General features: G+C 66.4%; 18 protein-coding genes. 7 read left to right on the top strand and 11 right to left on the bottom strand.

Features of this window, described 5'->3' with window-relative positions:
• Nucleotides 1-8: 8 nt before the first annotated feature.
• Nucleotides 9-1,310 (bottom strand): isocitrate lyase, encoded by a 1,302-nt coding sequence (aceA, locus tag N5D45_RS21710; protein ID WP_019661879.1) that lies wholly within the window; start codon nt 1,308-1,310, stop codon nt 9-11.
• 65 nt (nt 1,311-1,375) lie between these two features.
• Complete coding sequence (gene aceB / locus N5D45_RS21715) at nt 1,376-2,998, bottom strand: malate synthase A (RefSeq protein WP_279939617.1); 1,623 nt, start codon at nt 2,996-2,998, stop codon at nt 1,376-1,378.
• Between the two features lie 109 nt (nt 2,999-3,107).
• Between aceB and N5D45_RS21720 the strand changes: the two genes are divergently transcribed.
• The 3 genes from N5D45_RS21720 to N5D45_RS21730 are packed head-to-tail and all read left to right on the top strand — an operon-like array spanning nt 3,108 to nt 6,049.
• Nucleotides 3,108-4,076, top strand: a complete 969-nt coding sequence (locus N5D45_RS21720; protein ID WP_279939618.1) for a LysR family transcriptional regulator — start codon at nt 3,108-3,110, stop codon at nt 4,074-4,076.
• 11 nt (nt 4,077-4,087) lie between these two features.
• On the top strand, nt 4,088-5,101 hold the full coding sequence (locus N5D45_RS21725) for a DUF2971 domain-containing protein (protein ID WP_279939619.1): 1,014 nt from the start codon (nt 4,088-4,090) through the stop codon (nt 5,099-5,101).
• 39 nt (nt 5,102-5,140) lie between these two features.
• Nucleotides 5,141-6,049, top strand: coding sequence for a LysR family transcriptional regulator (locus N5D45_RS21730; protein WP_043400644.1), 909 nt, complete (start codon nt 5,141-5,143; stop codon nt 6,047-6,049).
• Nucleotides 6,050-6,130: 81 nt separating this feature from the next.
• On the opposite strand, the gene N5D45_RS21735 is transcribed toward N5D45_RS21730, so the two are convergent.
• On the bottom strand, nt 6,131-7,387 hold the full coding sequence (locus tag N5D45_RS21735) for an MFS transporter (RefSeq protein WP_279939621.1): 1,257 nt from the start codon (nt 7,385-7,387) through the stop codon (nt 6,131-6,133).
• Between the two features lie 124 nt (nt 7,388-7,511).
• Nucleotides 7,512-8,138, bottom strand: a complete 627-nt coding sequence (lepB, locus tag N5D45_RS21740; RefSeq protein ID WP_010487079.1) for a signal peptidase I — start codon at nt 8,136-8,138, stop codon at nt 7,512-7,514.
• Nucleotides 8,139-8,395: 257 nt separating this feature from the next.
• On the opposite strand from lepB, the gene N5D45_RS21745 reads away from it, so the two are divergent.
• Nucleotides 8,396-8,797, top strand: a complete 402-nt coding sequence (locus N5D45_RS21745) for a hypothetical protein (protein ID WP_010487081.1) — start codon at nt 8,396-8,398, stop codon at nt 8,795-8,797.
• 3 nt (nt 8,798-8,800) lie between these two features.
• A complete protein-coding gene (locus N5D45_RS21750; protein ID WP_004153636.1) occupies nt 8,801-9,247 on the top strand; it encodes a 3-dehydroquinate dehydratase in 447 nt (148 codons plus the stop codon).
• Nucleotides 9,248-9,381: 134 nt separating this feature from the next.
• On the opposite strand, the gene dcp is transcribed toward N5D45_RS21750, so the two are convergent.
• From dcp to arfB, 3 genes are all read right to left on the bottom strand, one after another.
• Nucleotides 9,382-11,538, bottom strand: coding sequence for a peptidyl-dipeptidase Dcp (gene dcp / locus N5D45_RS21755; RefSeq protein ID WP_019337438.1), 2,157 nt, complete (start codon nt 11,536-11,538; stop codon nt 9,382-9,384).
• A gap of 111 nt (nt 11,539-11,649) precedes the next feature.
• Nucleotides 11,650-12,252 carry a lysophospholipid acyltransferase family protein gene (locus N5D45_RS21760; protein WP_043400664.1) on the bottom strand — a complete coding sequence of 201 codons (603 nt, stop codon included), beginning with the start codon at nt 12,250-12,252 and terminating at the stop codon, nt 11,650-11,652.
• 4 nt (nt 12,253-12,256) lie between these two features.
• Nucleotides 12,257-12,688, bottom strand: coding sequence for an alternative ribosome rescue aminoacyl-tRNA hydrolase ArfB (gene arfB, locus N5D45_RS21765; RefSeq protein WP_005420755.1), 432 nt, complete (start codon nt 12,686-12,688; stop codon nt 12,257-12,259).
• 133 nt (nt 12,689-12,821) lie between these two features.
• Here arfB and N5D45_RS21770 point away from each other — a divergent pair, with 133 nt between their 5' ends.
• Nucleotides 12,822-13,349: a DUF2059 domain-containing protein gene (locus N5D45_RS21770; RefSeq protein WP_071306516.1), complete on the top strand. Its 528-nt coding sequence runs from the start codon at nt 12,822-12,824 to the stop codon at nt 13,347-13,349.
• Between the two features lie 70 nt (nt 13,350-13,419).
• On the opposite strand, the gene N5D45_RS21775 is transcribed toward N5D45_RS21770, so the two are convergent.
• The 4 genes from N5D45_RS21775 to N5D45_RS21790 all read right to left on the bottom strand — a co-directional run bounded on the left by N5D45_RS21775 (nt 13,420) and on the right by N5D45_RS21790 (nt 17,141).
• Nucleotides 13,420-14,163: a pseudouridine synthase gene (locus tag N5D45_RS21775; protein ID WP_164192505.1), complete on the bottom strand. Its 744-nt coding sequence runs from the start codon at nt 14,161-14,163 to the stop codon at nt 13,420-13,422.
• Nucleotides 14,164-14,269: 106 nt separating this feature from the next.
• Nucleotides 14,270-14,848 (bottom strand): O-methyltransferase, encoded by a 579-nt coding sequence (locus tag N5D45_RS21780; protein ID WP_057503921.1) that lies wholly within the window; start codon nt 14,846-14,848, stop codon nt 14,270-14,272.
• A 5-nt stretch (nt 14,849-14,853) separates the two neighbouring features.
• Nucleotides 14,854-16,509: a ubiquinone biosynthesis regulatory protein kinase UbiB gene (ubiB, locus tag N5D45_RS21785; RefSeq protein WP_057503922.1), complete on the bottom strand. Its 1,656-nt coding sequence runs from the start codon at nt 16,507-16,509 to the stop codon at nt 14,854-14,856.
• Nucleotides 16,506-17,141, bottom strand: coding sequence for an SCP2 sterol-binding domain-containing protein (locus N5D45_RS21790; RefSeq protein ID WP_164192507.1), 636 nt, complete (start codon nt 17,139-17,141; stop codon nt 16,506-16,508). Before N5D45_RS21790 ends, ubiB begins: the two co-directional genes overlap by 4 nt.
• A 392-nt stretch (nt 17,142-17,533) precedes the next feature.
• On the opposite strand from N5D45_RS21790, the gene ddlA reads away from it, so the two are divergent.
• Nucleotides 17,534-18,628: a D-alanine--D-alanine ligase gene (gene ddlA / locus N5D45_RS21795; protein ID WP_164192511.1), complete on the top strand. Its 1,095-nt coding sequence runs from the start codon at nt 17,534-17,536 to the stop codon at nt 18,626-18,628.
• Nucleotides 18,629-18,633 lie beyond the last annotated feature (5 nt).

Consider the following 18,633-nt stretch of genomic DNA (forward strand, 5'->3'; position numbering starts at 1 on the left):
CTACCGCATCACGCAGCGCGTTCGCTGCGCCCGCCGTGGAACTGCTCTTCCTCGGTCGAGCCGGTCAGCGCGGTGGTCGACGACTGGCCCTGCTGGATCGCCTGGGTCACCGCGTCGAAGTAACCGGTACCGACCTCACGCTGGTGCTTGACCGCAGTGAAGCCACGCTCGGCCGCTTCGAACTCGGCTTCCTGCAGCTCCACGAACGCGCTCATCTGGCGGCGTGCATAGCCGTGGGCCAGGTTGAACATGCCGTAATTCAGCGCATGGAAGCCGGCCAGGGTGATGAACTGGAACTTGTAGCCGTAGCTGCCCAGCTCGCGCTGGAACTTCGCGATGGTGGCGTCGTCCAGGTTCTTCTTCCAGTTGAAGCTGGGCGAGCAGTTGTAGGCCAGCAGCTTCCCGGGGAACTTCGCATGGATCGCCTCGGCGAACTTGCGTGCGAATTCCAGATCCGGCTTGCCGGTCTCGCACCACACCAGGTCGGCGTAGGGTGCATAGGCCAGGCCACGGCTGATCGCCTGGTCCAGGCCATTGCGGGTCTTGTAGAAGCCTTCGACGGTGCGCTCACCGGTGGTGAACGGCTTGTCGTTGCCGTCGATGTCACTGGTCAACAGATCCGCTGCTTCGGCATCGGTGCGCGCGACCAGCAGGGTCGGCACACCCAGCACGTCGGCGGCCAGGCGCGCGGCGTTGAGCTTCTCGATCGCCTCACGGGTCGGCACCAGCACCTTGCCGCCCATGTGGCCGCACTTCTTCACCGAGGCCAGCTGATCCTCGAAGTGCACGCCGGCGGCACCGGCCTCGATCATCGCCTTCATCAGTTCGAAGGCGTTGAGCACGCCGCCGAAACCGGCTTCTGCATCGGCCACGATCGGCTGCAGGAAGTCGATGTCATCCTTGCCTTCGGCATGGTGCAGCTGGTCGGCGCGCAGCAGCGTGTTGTTGATGCGCTTGACCACCGCCGGCACCGAATCGGCCGGGTACAGCGACTGGTCCGGGTACATCTGGCCGGCCAGGTTGGCGTCGGCCGCCACCTGCCAACCGGACAGGTAGATGGCCTTCAGGCCAGCCTTGACCTGCTGCATGGCCTGGTTGCCGGTCAATGCACCCAGCGCGTTGACGAACTCGCGCTCATGCAGCGACGCCCACAGCTTCTCCGCACCCAGGCGGGCCAGCGAATGCTCGATGTGGACGGTGCCGCGCAGGCGCACCACGTCGGCGGCGCTGTAGTTGCGCTGGATGCCTTCCCAGCGCGGGTTGGTATCCCAGTCGTGCTGGATCTGTTCGGCAGTGGGCAGCTTGCTCATGTCTTTCTCCAGTTCGGTTCGTGCGTGCAGCGGGGAGGGAAACGGCGTGGAAACGCGGGCGGGAGTCAATCGATGCGCGCGTAGGCCGGCAGGGTCAGGAAATCGGTCAGTTCGTCGCTGCGGCTCAGTTCGCCGAGCAGGGTGATGGCTTCGCCGATGCGTGTACCACCAGGCAGCGCGGCGGTATCGCCCAGCCGTGCCGGCAGCTGCGAGAGAGTGGAATCCAGCAGCGCCAGATCGATCGCGGTGCCGTCGTCCAGTTGCTGGCCCGGCGTATGCAGCCACTGCCACAGCTGGCTGCGGCTGATCTCGGCGGTGGCCGCGTCCTCCATCAGGTGGTGGATCGGCACGCAACCGTTGCCATCCAGCCACGCCGCCAGGTAGCGCACGCAGACTTCCACGTTGCCTTCGAAGCCGGCACGGGTGATGGTGCCCGGCGGGCGCGCGATCAGTTCATCGCGGCCCACGCGCACATCCTGGCGCAGCACGCTGTGCTGGTTCGCACCGGGCATGTGTTCGTCGAAGATCGCCATCGCCACTGGAATCAGCGCCGGATGCGCAACCCAGGTGCCGTCATGGCCGGCGGTGACTTCGCGCAGCTTGTCGGCGCGCACCCGGGCCATCGCCTGTTCGTTGGCCGCGGCATCGTTGTTGATCGGGATCTGCGCGGCCATGCCGCCCATCGCATGCGCACCGCGGCGGTGGCAGGTCTGGATCAGCAGTTCCGAATACGCCTTCAGGAACGGCTGGGTCATGGTCACCTGGCCGCGTTCGGGCAGCACGCGGTCGGCGTGGCGGCGGAAGGTCTTCAGGTACGAGAAGATGTAATCCCAGCGCCCGCAGTTCAGGCCGACGATGCGGTCACGCAGTGCGTGCAGGATCTCGTCCATCTCGAACACCGCCGGCAGCGTTTCGATCAGCACGGTCACCTTGATCTGGCCGTGCGGCAGGCCGAGCATGCCTTCGATGTGCGACAGCGCGGTCTCCCACAGCGCGGCCTCTTCCATGCTCTGCAGCTTGGGCAGGTAGAAGTACGGGCCGCGGTCCTTGGCCTGCAGGATGCGGGCGTTGTGGAAGGCGAACACCGCCGCGTCGAACAGCCCGCCGGCGATGAACTGGCCGTCGATGCGCACGTGCTTCTCGTCCAGATGCCAGCCGCGCGGGCGCACGATCAGCACGGCCTGTTCGTCGTACGGGCGCAGCGTGTAGTGCTTGCCATTGGCGGCGGTGAATTCCAGATCACCACGCACCGCCGCCGCCAGCGACTGCTGCCCGGCCAGCAGGTTGCGCCAGGTCGGCGAGGTCGAATCCTCGAAGTCGGCCATGAACACCTTGGCGCCGGAGTTCAGCGCGTTGATGACCATCTTCGGGTCGGTCGGGCCGGTGATCTCGACGCGGCGGTCCTGCAGCGCGGCCGGCAGCGGCGCAACGCGCCAGTCGCCGCTACGGATCGCGGTGGTGTCTTCACGGAAGTCCGGCAGGCCGCCCTGGTCGAAGAACGCCTGGCGTTCACGGCGGGCCTGCAGCCGTGCCTGCCGGCCCGGTTCCACCGCACGGTGCAGCGACACCAGCAGGGCCAGCAGCGGCGCCGGCAGCACGGTGTCCTGACCGGCCACGCGGGTCGCCAAGGCGATGCCGGGGGTGGCCTTGCTGGCAGGGGTGGGAACAGCGGAAGCGACGGCGGACATGGGGCGACTCCAGCGGTGGGGAACGCCTCCACGGTGCCGCCCGGGCCGAGTATTTGGCAAAACAGTTTTTGCAATACTCTACATAAGTTGTGCTAATACTTGTAACGCCATGACCACGCGCCCCTCGCCAAGTCCGCGTTTTTCCTACAAATCCGACCGGTTGAAGCCGTTGCGCGCGTTCTGCCAGACCGTGCGTCTGGGCTCTGTCTCACGGGCGGCTGAGGCATTGTTCGTCAGCCAGCCGGCCATCAGCCTGCAGTTGCAGGCCCTGGAACGGGAGCTGGGCGTGCCGTTGTTCGAGCGCAGCGGGCGTCGCCTGGTGCCCAGCCGCGAGGGCCAGCTGCTGTACGAAATGGCGCAGCCGCTGGTGGAGAACCTGGACGGGCTGGAGGCACGCTTCCGCGACAAGGTACGCGGCCTGGATGCGGGCGAGCTGAACATCGCCGCCAACAGCTCGACCATCCTGTACCTGCTGCCGAAGATCGTCGAACGCTTCCGCCTGCACTACCCGGACGTGCGCCTGACCCTGCACAACGCGATCAGCGCCGACGGCACCGACCTGCTGCGCGAGGATGCCGCCGACCTGGCAATCGGTTCGATGACCGATGTGCCGGCCGATCTCAGCTACGCCCCGGCCTATCGCTTCGAGCAGGTACTGATCGCGCCGCACGATCATCCGCTGGCCAGCGGTGGCGAGCTGGAGCTGGCCGACATCGCGCGCTATCCACTGGTGCTGCCACCGAAGCGGCAGATCACCTATCGGCTGGTCGACCAGGTGTTCCAGCGCCACCGCATCGCCTACACCGTAGCGCTGGAGGTGGGCGGCTGGGAGGTGATCAAGCAGTACGTGGCGATGGGCATGGGCATTTCCATCGTGCCGGCACTGTGCCTGAACGAGGCCGACCGCGAGCGGCTGGCGGCGCGATCAATGAAGCGCTGGTTCCCCGAGCGCAGCTACGGCGTGATCGTGCGCCGCGGCAAGGCACTGTCGGCGCAGGCGCGGGCGTTCATCGAGCTGATCCAGCCGGAGTTGTTCAGTCCGCGCGGATATGATGAGAGTGGCCACTCCGATCGCTGAGGGCGTTTGGATTGCACATCAGATTCAACAAGGCCAACGTTGAAGTAGTGAACTTACAGGGAAGAGGTCTTATGCCGGGCAATCTTTACAAGTACTTCGGTCCACAGGTTATCGACTTGGTTCTGACTGATGACGGCGCGACTATCAAACTGTCAAAGCCAGAGGATTTCAACGATCCGTACGAATTGTTCTTGACGGTCGACTACGGAGTGGACGCCTCAGCATTGGCTGCCTACCAAGAGTTGGTTGGCAACATTGATCAGCTACCTACAACTTGTTTCTCAAACTCTCCGGCCGTCGTTCCGATGTGGGCACACTATGGAGTGAACGGATCTGGATTCGTAATTGAGTTCGAGGAAGAGTGCCTTGTAGACGAGTTTCCGAAAAGTCTGTTTAAGGATGTCACCTATCGGGACAGCGCGGATGATGAACTCACGGAGATGCTCTACAGAGCTCACGTGATTGGAAAGCCTCGGTATACGTATTTCCTTAGAAATGGGGTATTTTTTGGCGCGTACTTCACCAAGGCAAACTGCTGGTCGTATGAACTCGAGAGACGCATGGTGGTGACGGACGAGTCAGAAGTTCGCTCATGCGGAGACATTATCCTTGCAGATGTTCCGAAGCACTGTATTAGATCCCTAATCGCAGGAGCGAAAGCCACTCCGGATATCAAGGGTGCACTCAAAGAGCGAGCAAAATCGCTCAGCTGCTCATACTATGAGGCCAGAATCGGCAGAAGCTCCATAACCCCCTTCTTTACAGACCTCAATGGATATCCTCACGTCTTCAAAGAGGGACGTATCGAGGAAGCGGACCAGTCTTGCGAAGAGTGCAGTGAGCCCACGTTAAAAGGCAACGATCGCTGCTCTTGGTGTCAGATCAGCGATGATGATCGGCGAGGCGCCGCCATCTCAAACCCGTATCGGATGCTCCACAGCTATGGACGTCTCAATGATTACATCAATCAGATGGATGCAATTTCCGCTCGAGCATCTTCCCGGAAGCGCTCTTCTGACAAGTAATGCGGCGTGGTTGCTAGAGGCCGAGAGACACTGAGCTCCATGTCCATCGAACTGCGCCACCTGCGTTACTTCCTTGCCGTCGCCGATACGCTGCACTTCGGCCAGGCCGCCGAACGGTTGGGGATGTCGCAGCCGCCGCTCAGCCAGCAGATCCGCCAGCTGGAGGAACTGATCGGGGCGCGCCTGTTCGTGCGCAGCCACCGTCGTGTGCAGCTGACGCCTGCCGGTGAGCTGCTGCAGGAGCGTGCACGCGCCATCGTGCAGCAGGTGGAAACAGCGGTGGACGAGGTGCAGCGCGCGCAGCGCGGCGAGCAGGGCGAACTGCGTATCGGCCTGACCCGGGCCACGCCACTGTCACCGCAGATTCCGCGTTCGATCCTGCGCTACCGCCAGCAGTACCCGCAGGTACGGCTGCAGCTGAGCGAGATGAACACGCTGCAGCAGATCGATGCGCTGCTCGACGGCAGCCTGGACGTGGGCATCATCCGCAAGCGCGCGTTGCCGCCGGAACTGGTGGCGCACAGCCTGTTCGTCGATCCGCTGGCGTTGATCGTGCATGCCGGCCATCCTGCCCTGCACAGGCTTTCGAAGCAGGGCACGTTGTCGCTGCGCGACTTCGCGCAGGAGCCGTTCGTGGCATTTCGCCGCAGTGCCGGTGCGGGCATCCATGACCACATGATCGCGTTGTGCGCGGCCGCCGGGTTCACGCCGCGCATCGCGCAGGAGGCGGGCGAAGCCTCGACCCTGATCAGTCTTGCTGCTGCCGGCCTGGGTGCGGCGATCCTGCCGTCGTCCTGCGATCACATCCGGGTGGAGGGCGCGCGCTTCGTGGCGCTGGCCGATGCCGGTGCGCATTCGGAGGTGCAGCTGGCGTGGCACCGCGAGGGGGTGACGCCGCTGATCCGCAATTTCGCCGGGTTGTTGCGCGAGGCGTTCGTGGAGGGCTGAGCGTGCACCCCCCGGTAGTGGCCAACCTTGATTGGCCCACGACCACAACGCCGACCAAGGTCGGCCTCTACCAGACCAGGATCACGCGGTCACCGGCTGCGGGGCGCGCTGCTGCAGCGCCCAGACAATGCCACCGCCGATCAGGGTCAGCACGGCGGCGAACAGGCACACACCCAGCCAGTCCCACGCCGCATAAGCCAGGCCGCCTAAACCACCGAGCACACTCGAACCCAGGTAGTAGGCAAACAGATACAGCGCCGAGGCTTCCGCGCGCATCGTGCCGGCACGGCTGCCAACCCAGCTGCTGGCCACCGAGTGACCACCGAAGAAGCCGAACGTGACCAGCGCGATGCCCAGTGCCATCGTGCTCAGCCAAGGCAATGCCAGCAGCGCGATGCCGGCACCGATCAGCGCGAACGAGATCGACAGGATGCGGCCGCGTCCGTAACGCGTAGCCTGCTGGCCCATCCACGCCGAACTGAAAGTGCCCACCAGGTAGACGCTGAAGATCAGGCCTACCACGGTCTGGCTGAGGTGGTACGGCGGCGCCAGCAGGTGGTAGCCCAGGTAGTTGTAGAGGGTGACGAACACGCCCATCAGCACGAACGAGGTGGCGAACAGCCACGGCAGGCCCGGGTCGGCGAACAGCATGCGCCAGCGTGACGGCAACTGACGCAGGCCATCCCGGCGGGGGTGGAAGTGACGCTGTGGCGGCAGCTGCAGCCACAGCAGCACGGTGCTGGCCACGGCGATGATCGAGACCACGCCGATGCCCCAGCGCCAGCCCCAGTGGTCGGCGATGATGCCAGCCAGCAGTCGCCCGCTCATGCCACCGATGGCGTTGCCGCCGATGTACAGGCCCATCGCCAGGCCCAGCGCGCGGCTGTCCATTTCCTCGACCAGGTAGGTCATCGCCACGGCCGGCACGCCGCTCAGCGCCAGGCCCAGCAGGGTGCGCAGCACCAGCAGCGTGGTCCAGTCGTCCACCAGCGCGGTGCTCAGCGACAGCATGGCCGAGGCCAGCAGCGCAGCAATCATCAACGGGCGGCGGCCGACCGCGTCGGACAGCAGGCCGGCCAGCAGCATGGCCACCGCCAGCGTGCCGGTGGTCAGCGACAGCGACATTGCGCTGCCGGCGGCGGACACGCCGAAGTGGCGGCTGAATTCGGGCAGCAGCGGCTGCACCGTGTACAGCAGCCCGAAGGTGGAGAAGCCGGCCAGGAACAGCGCCAGCGCGGTGCGGCGGAAAGCCGACGTGCCCTGCTGGATGCGGGTGTCGGAAGCGGGGTCAACAGCGTGGGGGCGGCGTTCGACGGTCGCGGCGGTTTCGCCAGTCATGGGATCGGTGGGCCGGTGGGGACGGCCGGGTATGGGAGGGAACGGGCCTCAGACTAGGCCCGTCCATCCAGTCGATCCATAACCTGATAGGTCAGGATTGATACACAGAAAGTATCAATTCAGCTTACAGGCGCTGCCACTCGAAGCCGGCGCCCCGGCGGTAGTACACCGCCACAGCGCGGCCGTAGACCTTGTCAGCGTCGACGAAGCCGAAGAAGCGGCCATCGAAGCTGTTGCCGCGGTGGTCACCCAGCACCAGCACCTTACCGTCGGGCACCACCAGATCGGCGATGTCCGGGCCGCCGCCCATGTCCAGATCGAGGCGGGCACGGCGTTCACCGAAGGCTTCCACGTCCTGCAGGTCGGCGGTCTGCAGTGGCTGGCCGTTGATGCTCAGGTGCCCTTCGTGCAGCTGCACATGGTCACCGGCCACCGCGGCCACCCGCTTGATCAGGCGGGTGCCGTCGGCCGGCGAATCGAACACCGCCACCTCGCCGCGCTGCGGGGTGCCGGTCGCCATCAGTTCCTTGCCGGTGAACGGCAGGCGCAGCCCATAGGCACGCATGTCCACCACCACCCGGTCGCCGGGCTGCAGGGTCGGCTGCATCGAGCCACTGGGCACTACGTAGTGGTTGGCCAAGGTATCGCGGGCGGCGGCGAGCAGGCCGAGCATCACCAGCAACGGCAGCGCCTCTTTCTTCAGCCAGGCCAGCGCGCGTTCGGAAAAGGGAGGGCGGGCAACAGCGTCCATGGCAGGCTCCGGGTCAGTGGTAGCTGCATCAGACCACATCCGGGCCGAAGAGGTTCCCGCACCGGCTTGCTGTAGAGCCGAGCCCGCGTTCGGCTGCTCTTCAAGCGTCGGTGCACGCCAGCCGAGCGTAGGCTCGGCTCTACAGGATGGGTTACGCAGGTTTTACGCCGTGCCCCGGCCACGGGCATCGCACCTTTACGGCCAGCACGCGCATCGTGTCTCCACCGCGCCGCAGGGCGCATTCCGCAAGGTGTTGTATGACCCTCCTGGTGATCCGCCACGCGTCTCCGTCGGCGCCGCGCCCGCAGTTGCCGGCGCAGCTGAGCGGCCATCGCGTGCTGTGCAGCGACTGCGCGAGTCTGTCCGAAGTGCGCCAGTGCCTGTGCCAGCCGCAGGCGCGCTCGGCCGACTGGGTGCTGCTGGATGTCGGCGTGGCCGACGAGGCGCAATGGCAGGCCGAGGGTGGCGCACTGCAGGCGGCGCTGGAACGGCTGCCGGCGCAGTACATCGAGCTGCAGTCGCCCAGCGAGCCCGGCTTGGATGCGCGCCTGCGCCTGCAGCACGGCCCCGCCGCGGTGGTGGTCGACCAGCGCAGCCAGCAGGCCGGCTATCCGCTGTCGCTGGCCATCGTCGGCCGTCGCCTGGCGCAGGAGGGCTGAGCCATGTCGATCTTCATCATCCGTGGCCCGGAAGCGGCCGGCGCCTTGATCCGCACGGCGATGCCACTGCCGGCGCCGGTACTGAAGTCGCTGGTGCATCGTGCGATCGATGCCGGCACCAGCGTGGCGATCCGTGCCTGCGGTTCGGAACAGGAACTGCTGGACGCACTGCGCGTGGCCGACCACAGTCGCGGCGAGGTGACGCTGCTCGATCCGGGTGCATGTGCCAACAGCCTGCGCCTGCAACGGTTGCTGCCCTATCTGCACAACGCGTACGTGGAAGTGCATGACGACGGCGCGGTGGCCGAGCCGTGCCTGCCGGCCGGTGTCGGCCAGCGCCTGGGCATCGCCGCCGGCTATGGCGCGCAGAGCTATGTGCTGGCGCTGGACATCGCACTAGATCACCTGGGGCTGGCCGAGCAGGCCAACCGGGTGCATGTGGGGACGTAGCGCGCTTCCTTTCGTGGGAAACCAGCCGAGCATGGGCTCGGCTCTACAAGGGCGCGAAAGGCAGCCGAGCGTAGGCTCGGCTCTACAGAAGAGCAAAGAAAAACGGCGGGGTTGCCCCCGCCGTTTTCGCTTTCTTATTTCAGCCCGCGGAACTTCAGCAGCGGTTCCACCGACGGGTCCTTGCCGCGGAAATCGCGGTACAGGGTCGACAGCTCCACACTGTTGCCGCGCGAGAGGATCTTGTCGCGGAATTCCTGGCCGTTGGCCGCGGTCAGGCCACCGTGTTCGGTGAACCACTGGTAGGCGTCATGGTCCAGCACTTCGGCCCAGAAGTAGGCGTAGTAGCCGGCCGAGTAACCACCGCCCCAGATGTGGTCGAAGTAGGTGGTACGGTAACGCGGCGGCACCTGCGGCAGGTCGACCTTGAACTTCTTCAGCGCGCTGGCTTCAAAGGCGCCGACATCCTGCAGCGGCGCGTCGGCCTTCTGCGTGTGCCAGGCCAGGTCCAGCAGTGCGGCCGACAGGTACTCGGTGGTCGCGTAGCCCTGGTTGAAGCTGCGTGCCTTGAGGATCTTGTCGACCAGTTCCTGCGGCATCGCCTCGCCGGTCTTGTAGTGCTTGGCGTAGTTGGCGAACACCTTCGGATCCAGCGCCCAGTGCTCGTTGAACTGCGACGGGAACTCGACGAAATCACGCGAGGTGGCGGTGCCGGCAATCGACGGGTACTTCACGTTCGAGAACATGCCGTGCAGCGCATGGCCGAACTCATGGAACATGGTGGTGACGTCGTCGAAGCTGATCAGCGCAGGCTGGCCGGCGGCCGGCTTGGTGAAGTTGCAGACGTTGTAGACCACCGGCTTGGCACCGGTCAGGCCGTCCTGCTCGACGAACACGTCCATCCAGGCGCCGCCGGACTTGCTGTCACGCTTGAAGTAGTCGGTGTAGAACAGCGCCAGCGAGGTGCCGTCCTTGTCGAACACTTCGTACACCTTCATGTCCGGGTTGTAGGTCGGAATGTCGGTACGCGGCTTGAAGGTGATGCCGTACAGCTGGGTGGCGGCGTAGAAGACGCCGTTCTGCAGCACGTTGTCCAGTTCGAAGTACGGCTTGATCTGCGATTCGTCCAGATCGTACTTGGCCTTGCGCACCTGCTCGGCGTAGAAGTCCCAGTCCGAAGCGGCCACCTGGAACCCACCCTTCTGCGCGTCGATCACCTTCTGGATCTCGCCGGCTTCGGCGCGTGCCTTGGCGGTGGCGGCCGGCACGGTGTCGGTCAGCAGCTTGAGCGCGGCAGCCGGGGTCTTGGCCATCTGGTCGCCCAGCTGGTAGTCGGCGAAGGTGTCGAAGCCGAGCAGCTTGGCCTTCTGCGCACGCAGCTGGGCCAGGCGCTGCACGGTCTGCCGGGTGTCGTTGGCATCGCCGCGCTCGGCGCGGGTTTCCGAAGCCTTCAGCACGGCGGCGCGCTGGTCGCGGTCGCTCAGCGAGCCGAGCACCGGCTGCTGTGTGGTGTTCTGCAACGGCAGCAGGAACTTGCCATCCAGCTTGCGATCCTTGGCGGCGGTGGCAGCGTTGTTGATCGCATTCTCGTCCAGGCCGGCCAGCTTGGCCTTGTCGTCGACAACGACGGCCGCAGCGGCCGTGGCGGCCACCAGACGGGTATGGAACTGGGTGGAAAGGGTGGTTTCTTCCACGTTGAGCTTGCGCAGGCTCGCCTTGTCGGCGTCGGACAGCTGTGCGCCAGCGCGCACCAGGCCGTCGTAGTAATGCTCGACCAGGCGCTTCTGCACCGGGTCCAGTTCCAGCGTGTCACGCTGGTCGTACAGCGACTTCACGCGCGCGAACAGCTTCGGATCGAGGTTGATCTCGTCCTGGTGCGCGGCCAGCTTCGGCGCCACTTCTTCCTGGATCTTCTGGCGTGCATCGTTGGTATCGGCCTGGACCAGGCCGAAGAAAATGCGCGACACGCGGTTCAGGGTCTCGCCGCTGCGCTCCATCGCCACGATGGTGTTGTCGAAGGTGGCAGGCTCGCTGCTGTCGGCGATCTTGCGCACGTCGGCCAGGTGCTGGCGCATGCCTTCCTCGAACGCCGGCAGGTAGTCGCTGTCCTTGATCTTGTCGAACTGCGGCGCCTGGAACGGCAACGTGCTGGCGCTCAGCAGCGGATTGGTGGAGGCTTCGGCCGGCTGCTGGGCCGGGGCTTTCTGGGCATCGGACACGGGGGTGGACTCCTTGCCGGAACAGGCCGCCAGCGCCAGGCTGATGGCGGCGGCCAGGACTACGGTACGCGACATGTAAAACACTCCTTGGGCAGACGGTACGGGATACCAGCCCTCCACCCTACTCCTGTCGCGCTCGCCCGGCATGTGCCGGACGTGGCGTCTATGCGGCGGCCTGCGGCAGGCTCAGACCGTACCGCGGGTCTTGCCCATCCACGGCCGGTAGAACTCGCGGATGGCGGCCATGTCGGCGGCATCATCGCCGCTGGGCGTGAACAGCGGGCCGATGCCGATGGTCTTTTCCGGGTAGTGGAAATACGCGGCCAGGATCGGCACGTCGGCCATCCGGGCGATCTTCAGGAAGCCGGCCTTCCAGTCCTTCACGGCCTTGCGGGTGCCCTCGGGGGTGATGGCGAACCACATCTTCTCGTTGTTGCGCAGCAGGTCCACCGCCTGGCCCACCGTGCCCTGCGGCGAGCTGCGGTCCAGCGGGATCACGCCCAGCTTGTGCAGCAGCGGGCCCAGCGGCCACCAGAACAGCGATGCCTTGCCCAGCACCTTGACCTTCATTCCCAGCGCGATCTTGGCCGCCATGCCCCACAGGCCGTCCCAGTTGGACGAATGCGGCGCGATGATGAACACCAGGCGGGGAATGTCAGGCAGGGTGCCGGTCACCTTCCAGCCGCCCATGCGCAGGGTGCAGCGCGCCAGCCAGCGCAGGAAGGCGTTGGGTTTGACCTGCGGCATCTGCGGCGGCACGGCCGGCAGCAACGAAGTCGGGTTGTTCAAGCAATCACTCCCAGTCACGTGATGAGCGCCCGCGCTTGATCTGCGCGCGCCCGCGTTTGGCGTCCAGACGACGCAGTTTCGACCCGAGGGTCGGCTTGGTGGCCTTGCGCGGCTTGGGCACGCTCAGCCCGGCCTGGATGAAGGCCGCCAGCCGCTCGCGCGCATCCTCGCGATTGCGATCCTGGGTCCGGAAACGTTGCGCGTCGATGACCAGCACGCCTTCGCCGGTCATGCGCCGGTCACGCCGCGCCAACAGGCGCGCGCGCAACGGTTCGGGCAACGAGGGCGAGTTGGCCACATCGAAACGCAGTTCCACCGCGGTGGAGACCTTGTTGACGTTCTGGCCACCGGCACCGCTGGCACGCACGAACCGCTCGACGATCTCGCCGTCGGGGATTTCAAGCTGCGCGCTGATGGTGACCGGTCCACTGCCCATCCGCGCATTGTAGCGGCAGCCACGTGCCGGAGTGCGGCATCGCGCACCGTATGCCGCCGATCAGGTACCGAACACGCCGCCTTCGCCTTGGCTGCGGGTATGCTGGCCGTCCCATGTACCGCAGGAAGCCCGCATGACCCGCACCGCACCCGCCCTGCCGCCCCTGCTGCGCCGCGCCGCCCTGCTGCTGGCGCTGGCCGTGGCCAGCGTTCCGGCCCTGGCCGCGCCACCGACCGATGGCGACATCAACCGCCTGCTGTCCGCGTCACGGGCGCAGAGCATGATCGACACCATGCTGCCGCAGATCGAGGCGATGCAGCAGCAGCAGTTCCAGCAGGTGGCCGCACAGCGCCAGCTCAACGCCCAGCAGCAGGAACAGCTGAAGCGGATCCAGGCGCGGACCAGCCAGACCCTGCGCCAGGCCCTGTCGTGGCAGCAGCTGCGGCCGATGTACGTGGACCTCTACAAGAAGACCTTCAGTAAGGAAGACGTGCTGGCGATGGCCGAGTTCTACGAGAGCGCGGCCGGCCAGAGCCTGCTGGACAAGACCCCGGCGCTGATGCAGAACGTGATGGTGGCCATCCAGGCGCGCATGCAGCCGCTGTTCGCGGATCTGCAGAAGGACCTGGAAGCGATCGTCAACGAGCCGGAAAAGAAATAACGGGGTGCGCCGGGCCACGCCCAGCCGCTGGCTGTAGAGCCGAGCCCACGCTCGGCTTACCGCAGCAGCATCAGGCGTCGTCCACCTGCCAGCCGAACAGGCCCAGCGCCTTCTGGAACTCGCGGTCCAGCGGCGCACGCACATCCACCGTGCCACCGTCCGGATGCGGGAAACGCAGGCGCTCGGCATGCAGCAGCATGCGGTGCACGCCCTGCATGCGGAAGATGCGGTTGTGGCGACCATCACCGTGGCTGGTGTCGCCGATCATGTGATGCGAGAGATGCTTCAGGTGCCGGCGGATCTGCCGGAAGCGCCCGGTCTGCGGCTGGCAGCGCAGCAGCGCGTAGCGCGAACGGGTGAACTCACCGACCGGGACCGACAGCTCGCCGGTGGCCAGGCGCTGGAAGTCGGTGACCGCCGGCTTCTTCACCGGCTTGCCCGGGCCACCGTCGAGGTCGTGGTCGACCCGCCAGGACAGTTCTGCCGGCCAGCCACGGCAGACGGTCAGGTAGTCCTTCAGCACTTCACCGCCCATCAACGCCTTGCCCAGCGCGCTGGCGGTTTCGCGGTCGAAGGCCAGCAGCAGGCAGCCGCTGGTGGCCCGGTCCAGGCGATGCACGAGGAAGATCGAGCGGCCCAGCTGCTCGCGCAGGCGGTCGGCCAGGAAGTCGTCTTCGCCACGGGCCAGCTTGCTGTCGTGGACCATCAGCCCGGCAGGCTTGTTGACCACGGCCAGGCGTTCATCCAGGTGCAGCAGCTGCAGGGGCGCGGTGTCGGTCTCGACCGCGGCGAGGGTCTCGGGTTCGGTGCTCACCGCGGGATTATAAAGGCCTGCCTTCTGTAGAGCCGAGCCCGCGCTCGGCGGCTCTGCGCGCCGGCAACGGCGTGCCAACCAAGGTTGGCACCTGCCTGTAGAGCAGTCAGGCGCTGCGTACGGCCAACAGCTCGCCATTGCCCACCGGCACCAGGCTGGTGCTGAAGTCCGGATCAGCCTCCAGCAGCGCCCGCAGCGGTTCCACCTGTTCTGCATGCGAGGTGGCGTTGTCCACCACCAGCAGGCCGCCGGGCCGCAGCACGCGGCGCAGCTGCGGCCACCAGCCGGCGTACTGCCCGCGATCCGAATCGAGGAACAGCAGGTCGACGCTGGCATCCGCGACCAGCGCCAGCCACGGTCCCGCATCGTCGTGGACCAGCGTGATGCGATCGGCCAGGCCACTGCGCGCGAAGGTGTCACGCGCCATCGCCACCTTGTCCTCGGCGTATTCGAGCGTGGTCACGTGGCCGTCGATGGCTGTGGCAGCCTCGGCCAGCCACAGCGTCGAATAGCCGTTGGAGGTGCCGATCTCCAGCACCTGGCGCGCAGCGCCGAAGCGGACCAGCACGGACAGGAATTCACCCGTCTCCGGCGTGATGTTGAGCATGCGGCGCCCGCGCGCGCTTTCGCGGGCATCGTTGTCGGCGCCGAAGCGGGCCAGTTCGTCCTTGAGTGCCTGCAGCATGGGACCTACTTCCACCACGCGCGCGCCAGCGCCACCACGCCGACCACACCGGACAGCCAGCTCCACATCGGCAGGTCGCCCCAGTACCAGCCCGGCGGCTGCACCACATAGATCAGCGCGGCGATGGCCAGCAGGCCGACACCGGTGATCGCGCCCACCGCACGCTTCTGCAGGCGCTGCACGCTGGCATCCAGTGCGGCCAGGTCGCGCGAACGCATCGACAGTTCGTGGCGGCCTTCCACCTGCTGGGTCAGCCAGGCGTGTACCAGGCGCGGCATGTCCGGCGCGTGTGTCATGATTTCCGGCAGGCGCTTGCCGATCTCGCGTACCACCCGGCGCGGGCTGTAGCGCTCGCGCAGGATCTTCGCCAGCACCGGCTTGGCCACTGCCCAGATGTCGATCTGCGGATCGAGCTGGCGGCCGACGCCTTCGATGTTCAGCAGGGTCTTCTGCAGCAGGATCAGCTGCGGCTGCAGGGTCAGCTGGTAACGCTGGGCCACGCGGAACAGCTTCATCAGCACTTCGGCCAGCGAGATCTGCGACAGCGGGCGGGTGAAGTACGGCTCGCACACCGAGCGCACGGCCGCTTCCAGGTCATCGATGCGCACGTTGTCCGGCATCCAGCGCGCCTGCACATGCAGTTCGGCGATGCGGCGGTAGTCGCGGTTGAAGATGGCCATGAAGTTCTCGGCCAGGTAGTACTGATCTTCCTGCGAGAGCTGGCCCATGATGCCGAAGTCCAGCGCGATGAAGCGCGGGTTGGCGCGACGCGACGGATCGGTGTCGACCCAGATGTTGCCGGCGTGCGCGTCGGCATGGAAGAAGTTGTCGCGGAACACCTGGGTGTAGAACACCCGCACGCCCTTGGCGGCCAGCGCCTTGCGGTCAATGCCGGCCTTGTCCAGCGCGGCGATGTCGTCGGACGGAATGCCCCACACGCGCTCCAGGGTCAGCGCGCGCTCGGCGGTGTGGCTCCAGATCACTTCCGGCACGTACAGGTCGTCGCTGTTTTCCCAGAAGCGGCGCAGCACGCTGGCATTGGCGCCTTCGCGCTGCAGGTCCAGCTCGGCGGACAGGGTGTTTTCGACCTCGGCCACCACTTCGCGCGGACGGATCTTGTCGGCGCGTGGATGGGTGCGCTCGACCAGGGCGGCCAGCGAATTGAGCAGGGCGATATCAGCGTCGATCTGCTTCTCGATGCCCGGGCGCAGCACCTTGACCACCACCTGGCGGCCATCGGCCAGCGTGGCCGCGTGCACCTGTGCGATGGAGGCCGAGGCCAGCGGTTCGGTGTCGAAACTGGCGAAGGCCTCGCTGACCGGCAGGCCGAGCGCTTCCTCGACGATGCGACGCGCGGTCTCACCATCGAACGGCTTGACCCGGTCCTGCAGCAGAGTCAGCTCATTGGCCACATCCGGCGGCACCAGATCGCGGCGGGTGGACAGGATCTGGCCGAACTTGACGAAGATCGGGCCGAGATCCTGCAGCGCCAGGCGCAGGCGCGCACCGCGCGACTGTGCGGCGATGTCGGCCGAGGCGCGCGGCACGAACGGCTTGGCCAGGCGCAACCAGCGCTCGGCCGGTGTGCCCTGCAGCAGGTCGTCGAGGCGGTAACGCAGGATCACCCGGCCGATGCGGCTGGCGCGCAGCACGGCCTTCATGCGGCACCCCGCAGGCGCTGTACGCGTGCACCAAGGCGCTCCACGTCGTCGCGCAGCACGTCCACATCATCGTGGAAGGCATCCAGTTCAGCGCGCGGCACTACATCGCGCGATTCCTCGGTGATGAATTCTGCGGCGCTGTGGGCCAGGTCGACCGCGCCCTGGCGTGCGTGATGCAGGGCGCTGCGCAGGGTATTGGCGACCTGCACGCCCAGTACCTCGCCGAACACGCTGACGAAGGGCTGCTGCCAGTCCGGGTCGAAGCCCTTGGCGAGCTGCTGCAGGCGGCGTGCCAGTTCGGCGTCGCCGGCCACGCGCACGCGGCCCTTGCCGTTGTTGTCACCGCGCCGTGCGTTGGCCAGCAGTGGCAGCTGCGCGAGCACGCCGGCCAGGCTGCTGCGCACGGCCAGGTCGGCTTCCTGCGCATCCACCGGGCCGACCCGCAGCTGGTCGCCGTCGACGCTGATGCGCATGGCCAGCGACGGCGCTTCCAGGGTCAGATCGATATGCCGGCCATCCAGGCTGGTCAGTGCATGGCGGGTATCCGGATCCAGCGCCAGCGCGCGGTTCAGGGCGATCTGCAGGGCGCGGCCGGCGACCGGCTTGAGGGACTTGAGCAGGGAGAGAGCCATGTGTGCATTCTACCTGCGTGGGTGGGGGGCTTGGGCCGGGCTGCCGCCCGGCACCCGCAGAGGCACCGGCAACGGCAACGGCCAAAGCAACAGCGGGCATTCCGTGGGTTGGCGGGATGGGTCCGGTTGCGGGGGACGCCGTAAACCCGTCCGTGCGGGCTTGGCCGCGGCATCCATGCCGCGGACACCCCCACAACCGGACTCACCCCGCCTTCGACAGTTTCCCGCTGCTGTCAGGGCGGCTTTCTGTGTTGCTGTGGTGGGTGTCGACCTTGGTCGACACGGTAGATCGCCATGCGTGGATGGATTTCTGGTTCATCTGTGCCTCACGCGGAAGGCCGATGAAGGTTCATGCTATGAGGCCACGCAACGCACAGGACATCGCATTCCCCATGGCACGGACCCGGGTCGGAATCATCTTCGGTGGCAAGTCTTCCGAGCACGAAGTTTCGCTGCAGTCGGCGAAGAACATCCTCGATGCGCTCGATCGCGAGCGCTTCGAGCCGGTGCTGGTCGGTATCGACAAGCAGGGCCAGTGGCATCTGAGCCAGCCGGATACCTTCCTGATCAATGCCGATGATCCGTCGCGCATCGCCCTGCATCGGTCCGGTACGTCGCTGGCGGTGCGCCCGGGCGCCGAGCAGGCGCAGCTGCAGCCGTCCGATGCGGCCAGCGCGCTCGGCCAGATCGATGTGGTGCTGCCGATCGTGCACGGGCCGCTGGGCGAGGACGGTGCGCTGCAGGGGCTGCTGCGCATGGCCAACCTGCCCTTCGTCGGTTCACCGGTACTGGGCTCGGCGGTGGCGATGGACAAGGACGTGACCAAGCGCCTGCTGCGCGACGCCGGGCTGCAGGTGGCACCGTGGCTGTGCATCCGTCGCCATCAGGCGGCGGCAGTCGATGTCGATGCGGTGATCGCGCAGCTCGGCCTGCCGTTGTTCGTGAAGCCGGCCAACCAGGGTTCGTCGGTGGGGGTGAGCAAGGTCAAGGATGCAGCGGGCTTCGCCGAGGCGCTGGCATTGGCGCTGCGCTACGACCACAAGGTGCTGGTGGAATCGGCGGTGGTCGGCCGCGAGATCGAGTGCGCGGTGCTGGGCAACGAACATCCTCAGGCCAGCCTGTGTGGGGAAGTGGTGGTGCACGACGAGTTCTACGCCTACGACACCAAGTACATCAACGCCGACGGCGCCGAGGTGGTGGTGCCGGCGGATATCGATGCTGCAACCCAGGCGCGCATCCAGCAGACCGCGCTGCGGGCCTACCAGGCGCTGGAGTGTGCGGGCATGGCGCGCGTGGATGTGTTCCTCACCGCAGACGGTGAGATCGTCATCAACGAGGTCAACACGCTGCCGGGCTTCACCCGCATCAGCATGTACCCGAAGCTGTGGGGCGCCAGCGGTGTGGACTACACCACGCTGATCAGGCGGCTGATCGAACTGGCGCTGGAGCGTCATGAAGCCGATCGCGGATTGCACAGCGCCGTGTAGCGGCG

Origin of the sequence: Stenotrophomonas sp. GD03819 (genome assembly GCF_029841665.1) — a bacterium.
Classification (GTDB): Bacteria; Pseudomonadota; Gammaproteobacteria; order Xanthomonadales; family Xanthomonadaceae; genus Stenotrophomonas; species Stenotrophomonas geniculata.

Coding starts and splice junctions, on each gene's coding strand:
- aceA (WP_019661879.1), bottom strand. CDS start 1,310: ATGAGCAAGCTGCCCACTGCCGAACAGATCCAGCACGACTGGGATACC.
- aceB (WP_279939617.1), bottom strand. CDS start 2,998: ATGTCCGCCGTCGCTTCCGCTGTTCCCACCCCTGCCAGCAAGGCCACC.
- N5D45_RS21720 (WP_279939618.1), top strand. CDS start 3,108: ATGACCACGCGCCCCTCGCCAAGTCCGCGTTTTTCCTACAAATCCGAC.
- N5D45_RS21730 (WP_043400644.1), top strand. CDS start 5,141: ATGTCCATCGAACTGCGCCACCTGCGTTACTTCCTTGCCGTCGCCGAT.
- N5D45_RS21735 (WP_279939621.1), bottom strand. CDS start 7,387: ATGACTGGCGAAACCGCCGCGACCGTCGAACGCCGCCCCCACGCTGTT.
- lepB (WP_010487079.1), bottom strand. CDS start 8,138: ATGGACGCTGTTGCCCGCCCTCCCTTTTCCGAACGCGCGCTGGCCTGG.
- N5D45_RS21745 (WP_010487081.1), top strand. CDS start 8,396: ATGACCCTCCTGGTGATCCGCCACGCGTCTCCGTCGGCGCCGCGCCCG.
- N5D45_RS21750 (WP_004153636.1), top strand. CDS start 8,801: ATGTCGATCTTCATCATCCGTGGCCCGGAAGCGGCCGGCGCCTTGATC.
- dcp (WP_019337438.1), bottom strand. CDS start 11,538: ATGTCGCGTACCGTAGTCCTGGCCGCCGCCATCAGCCTGGCGCTGGCG.
- arfB (WP_005420755.1), bottom strand. CDS start 12,688: ATGGGCAGTGGACCGGTCACCATCAGCGCGCAGCTTGAAATCCCCGAC.
- N5D45_RS21770 (WP_071306516.1), top strand. CDS start 12,822: ATGACCCGCACCGCACCCGCCCTGCCGCCCCTGCTGCGCCGCGCCGCC.
- N5D45_RS21780 (WP_057503921.1), bottom strand. CDS start 14,848: ATGCTGCAGGCACTCAAGGACGAACTGGCCCGCTTCGGCGCCGACAAC.
- ubiB (WP_057503922.1), bottom strand. CDS start 16,509: ATGAAGGCCGTGCTGCGCGCCAGCCGCATCGGCCGGGTGATCCTGCGT.
- N5D45_RS21790 (WP_164192507.1), bottom strand. CDS start 17,141: ATGGCTCTCTCCCTGCTCAAGTCCCTCAAGCCGGTCGCCGGCCGCGCC.
- ddlA (WP_164192511.1), top strand. CDS start 17,534: ATGGCACGGACCCGGGTCGGAATCATCTTCGGTGGCAAGTCTTCCGAG.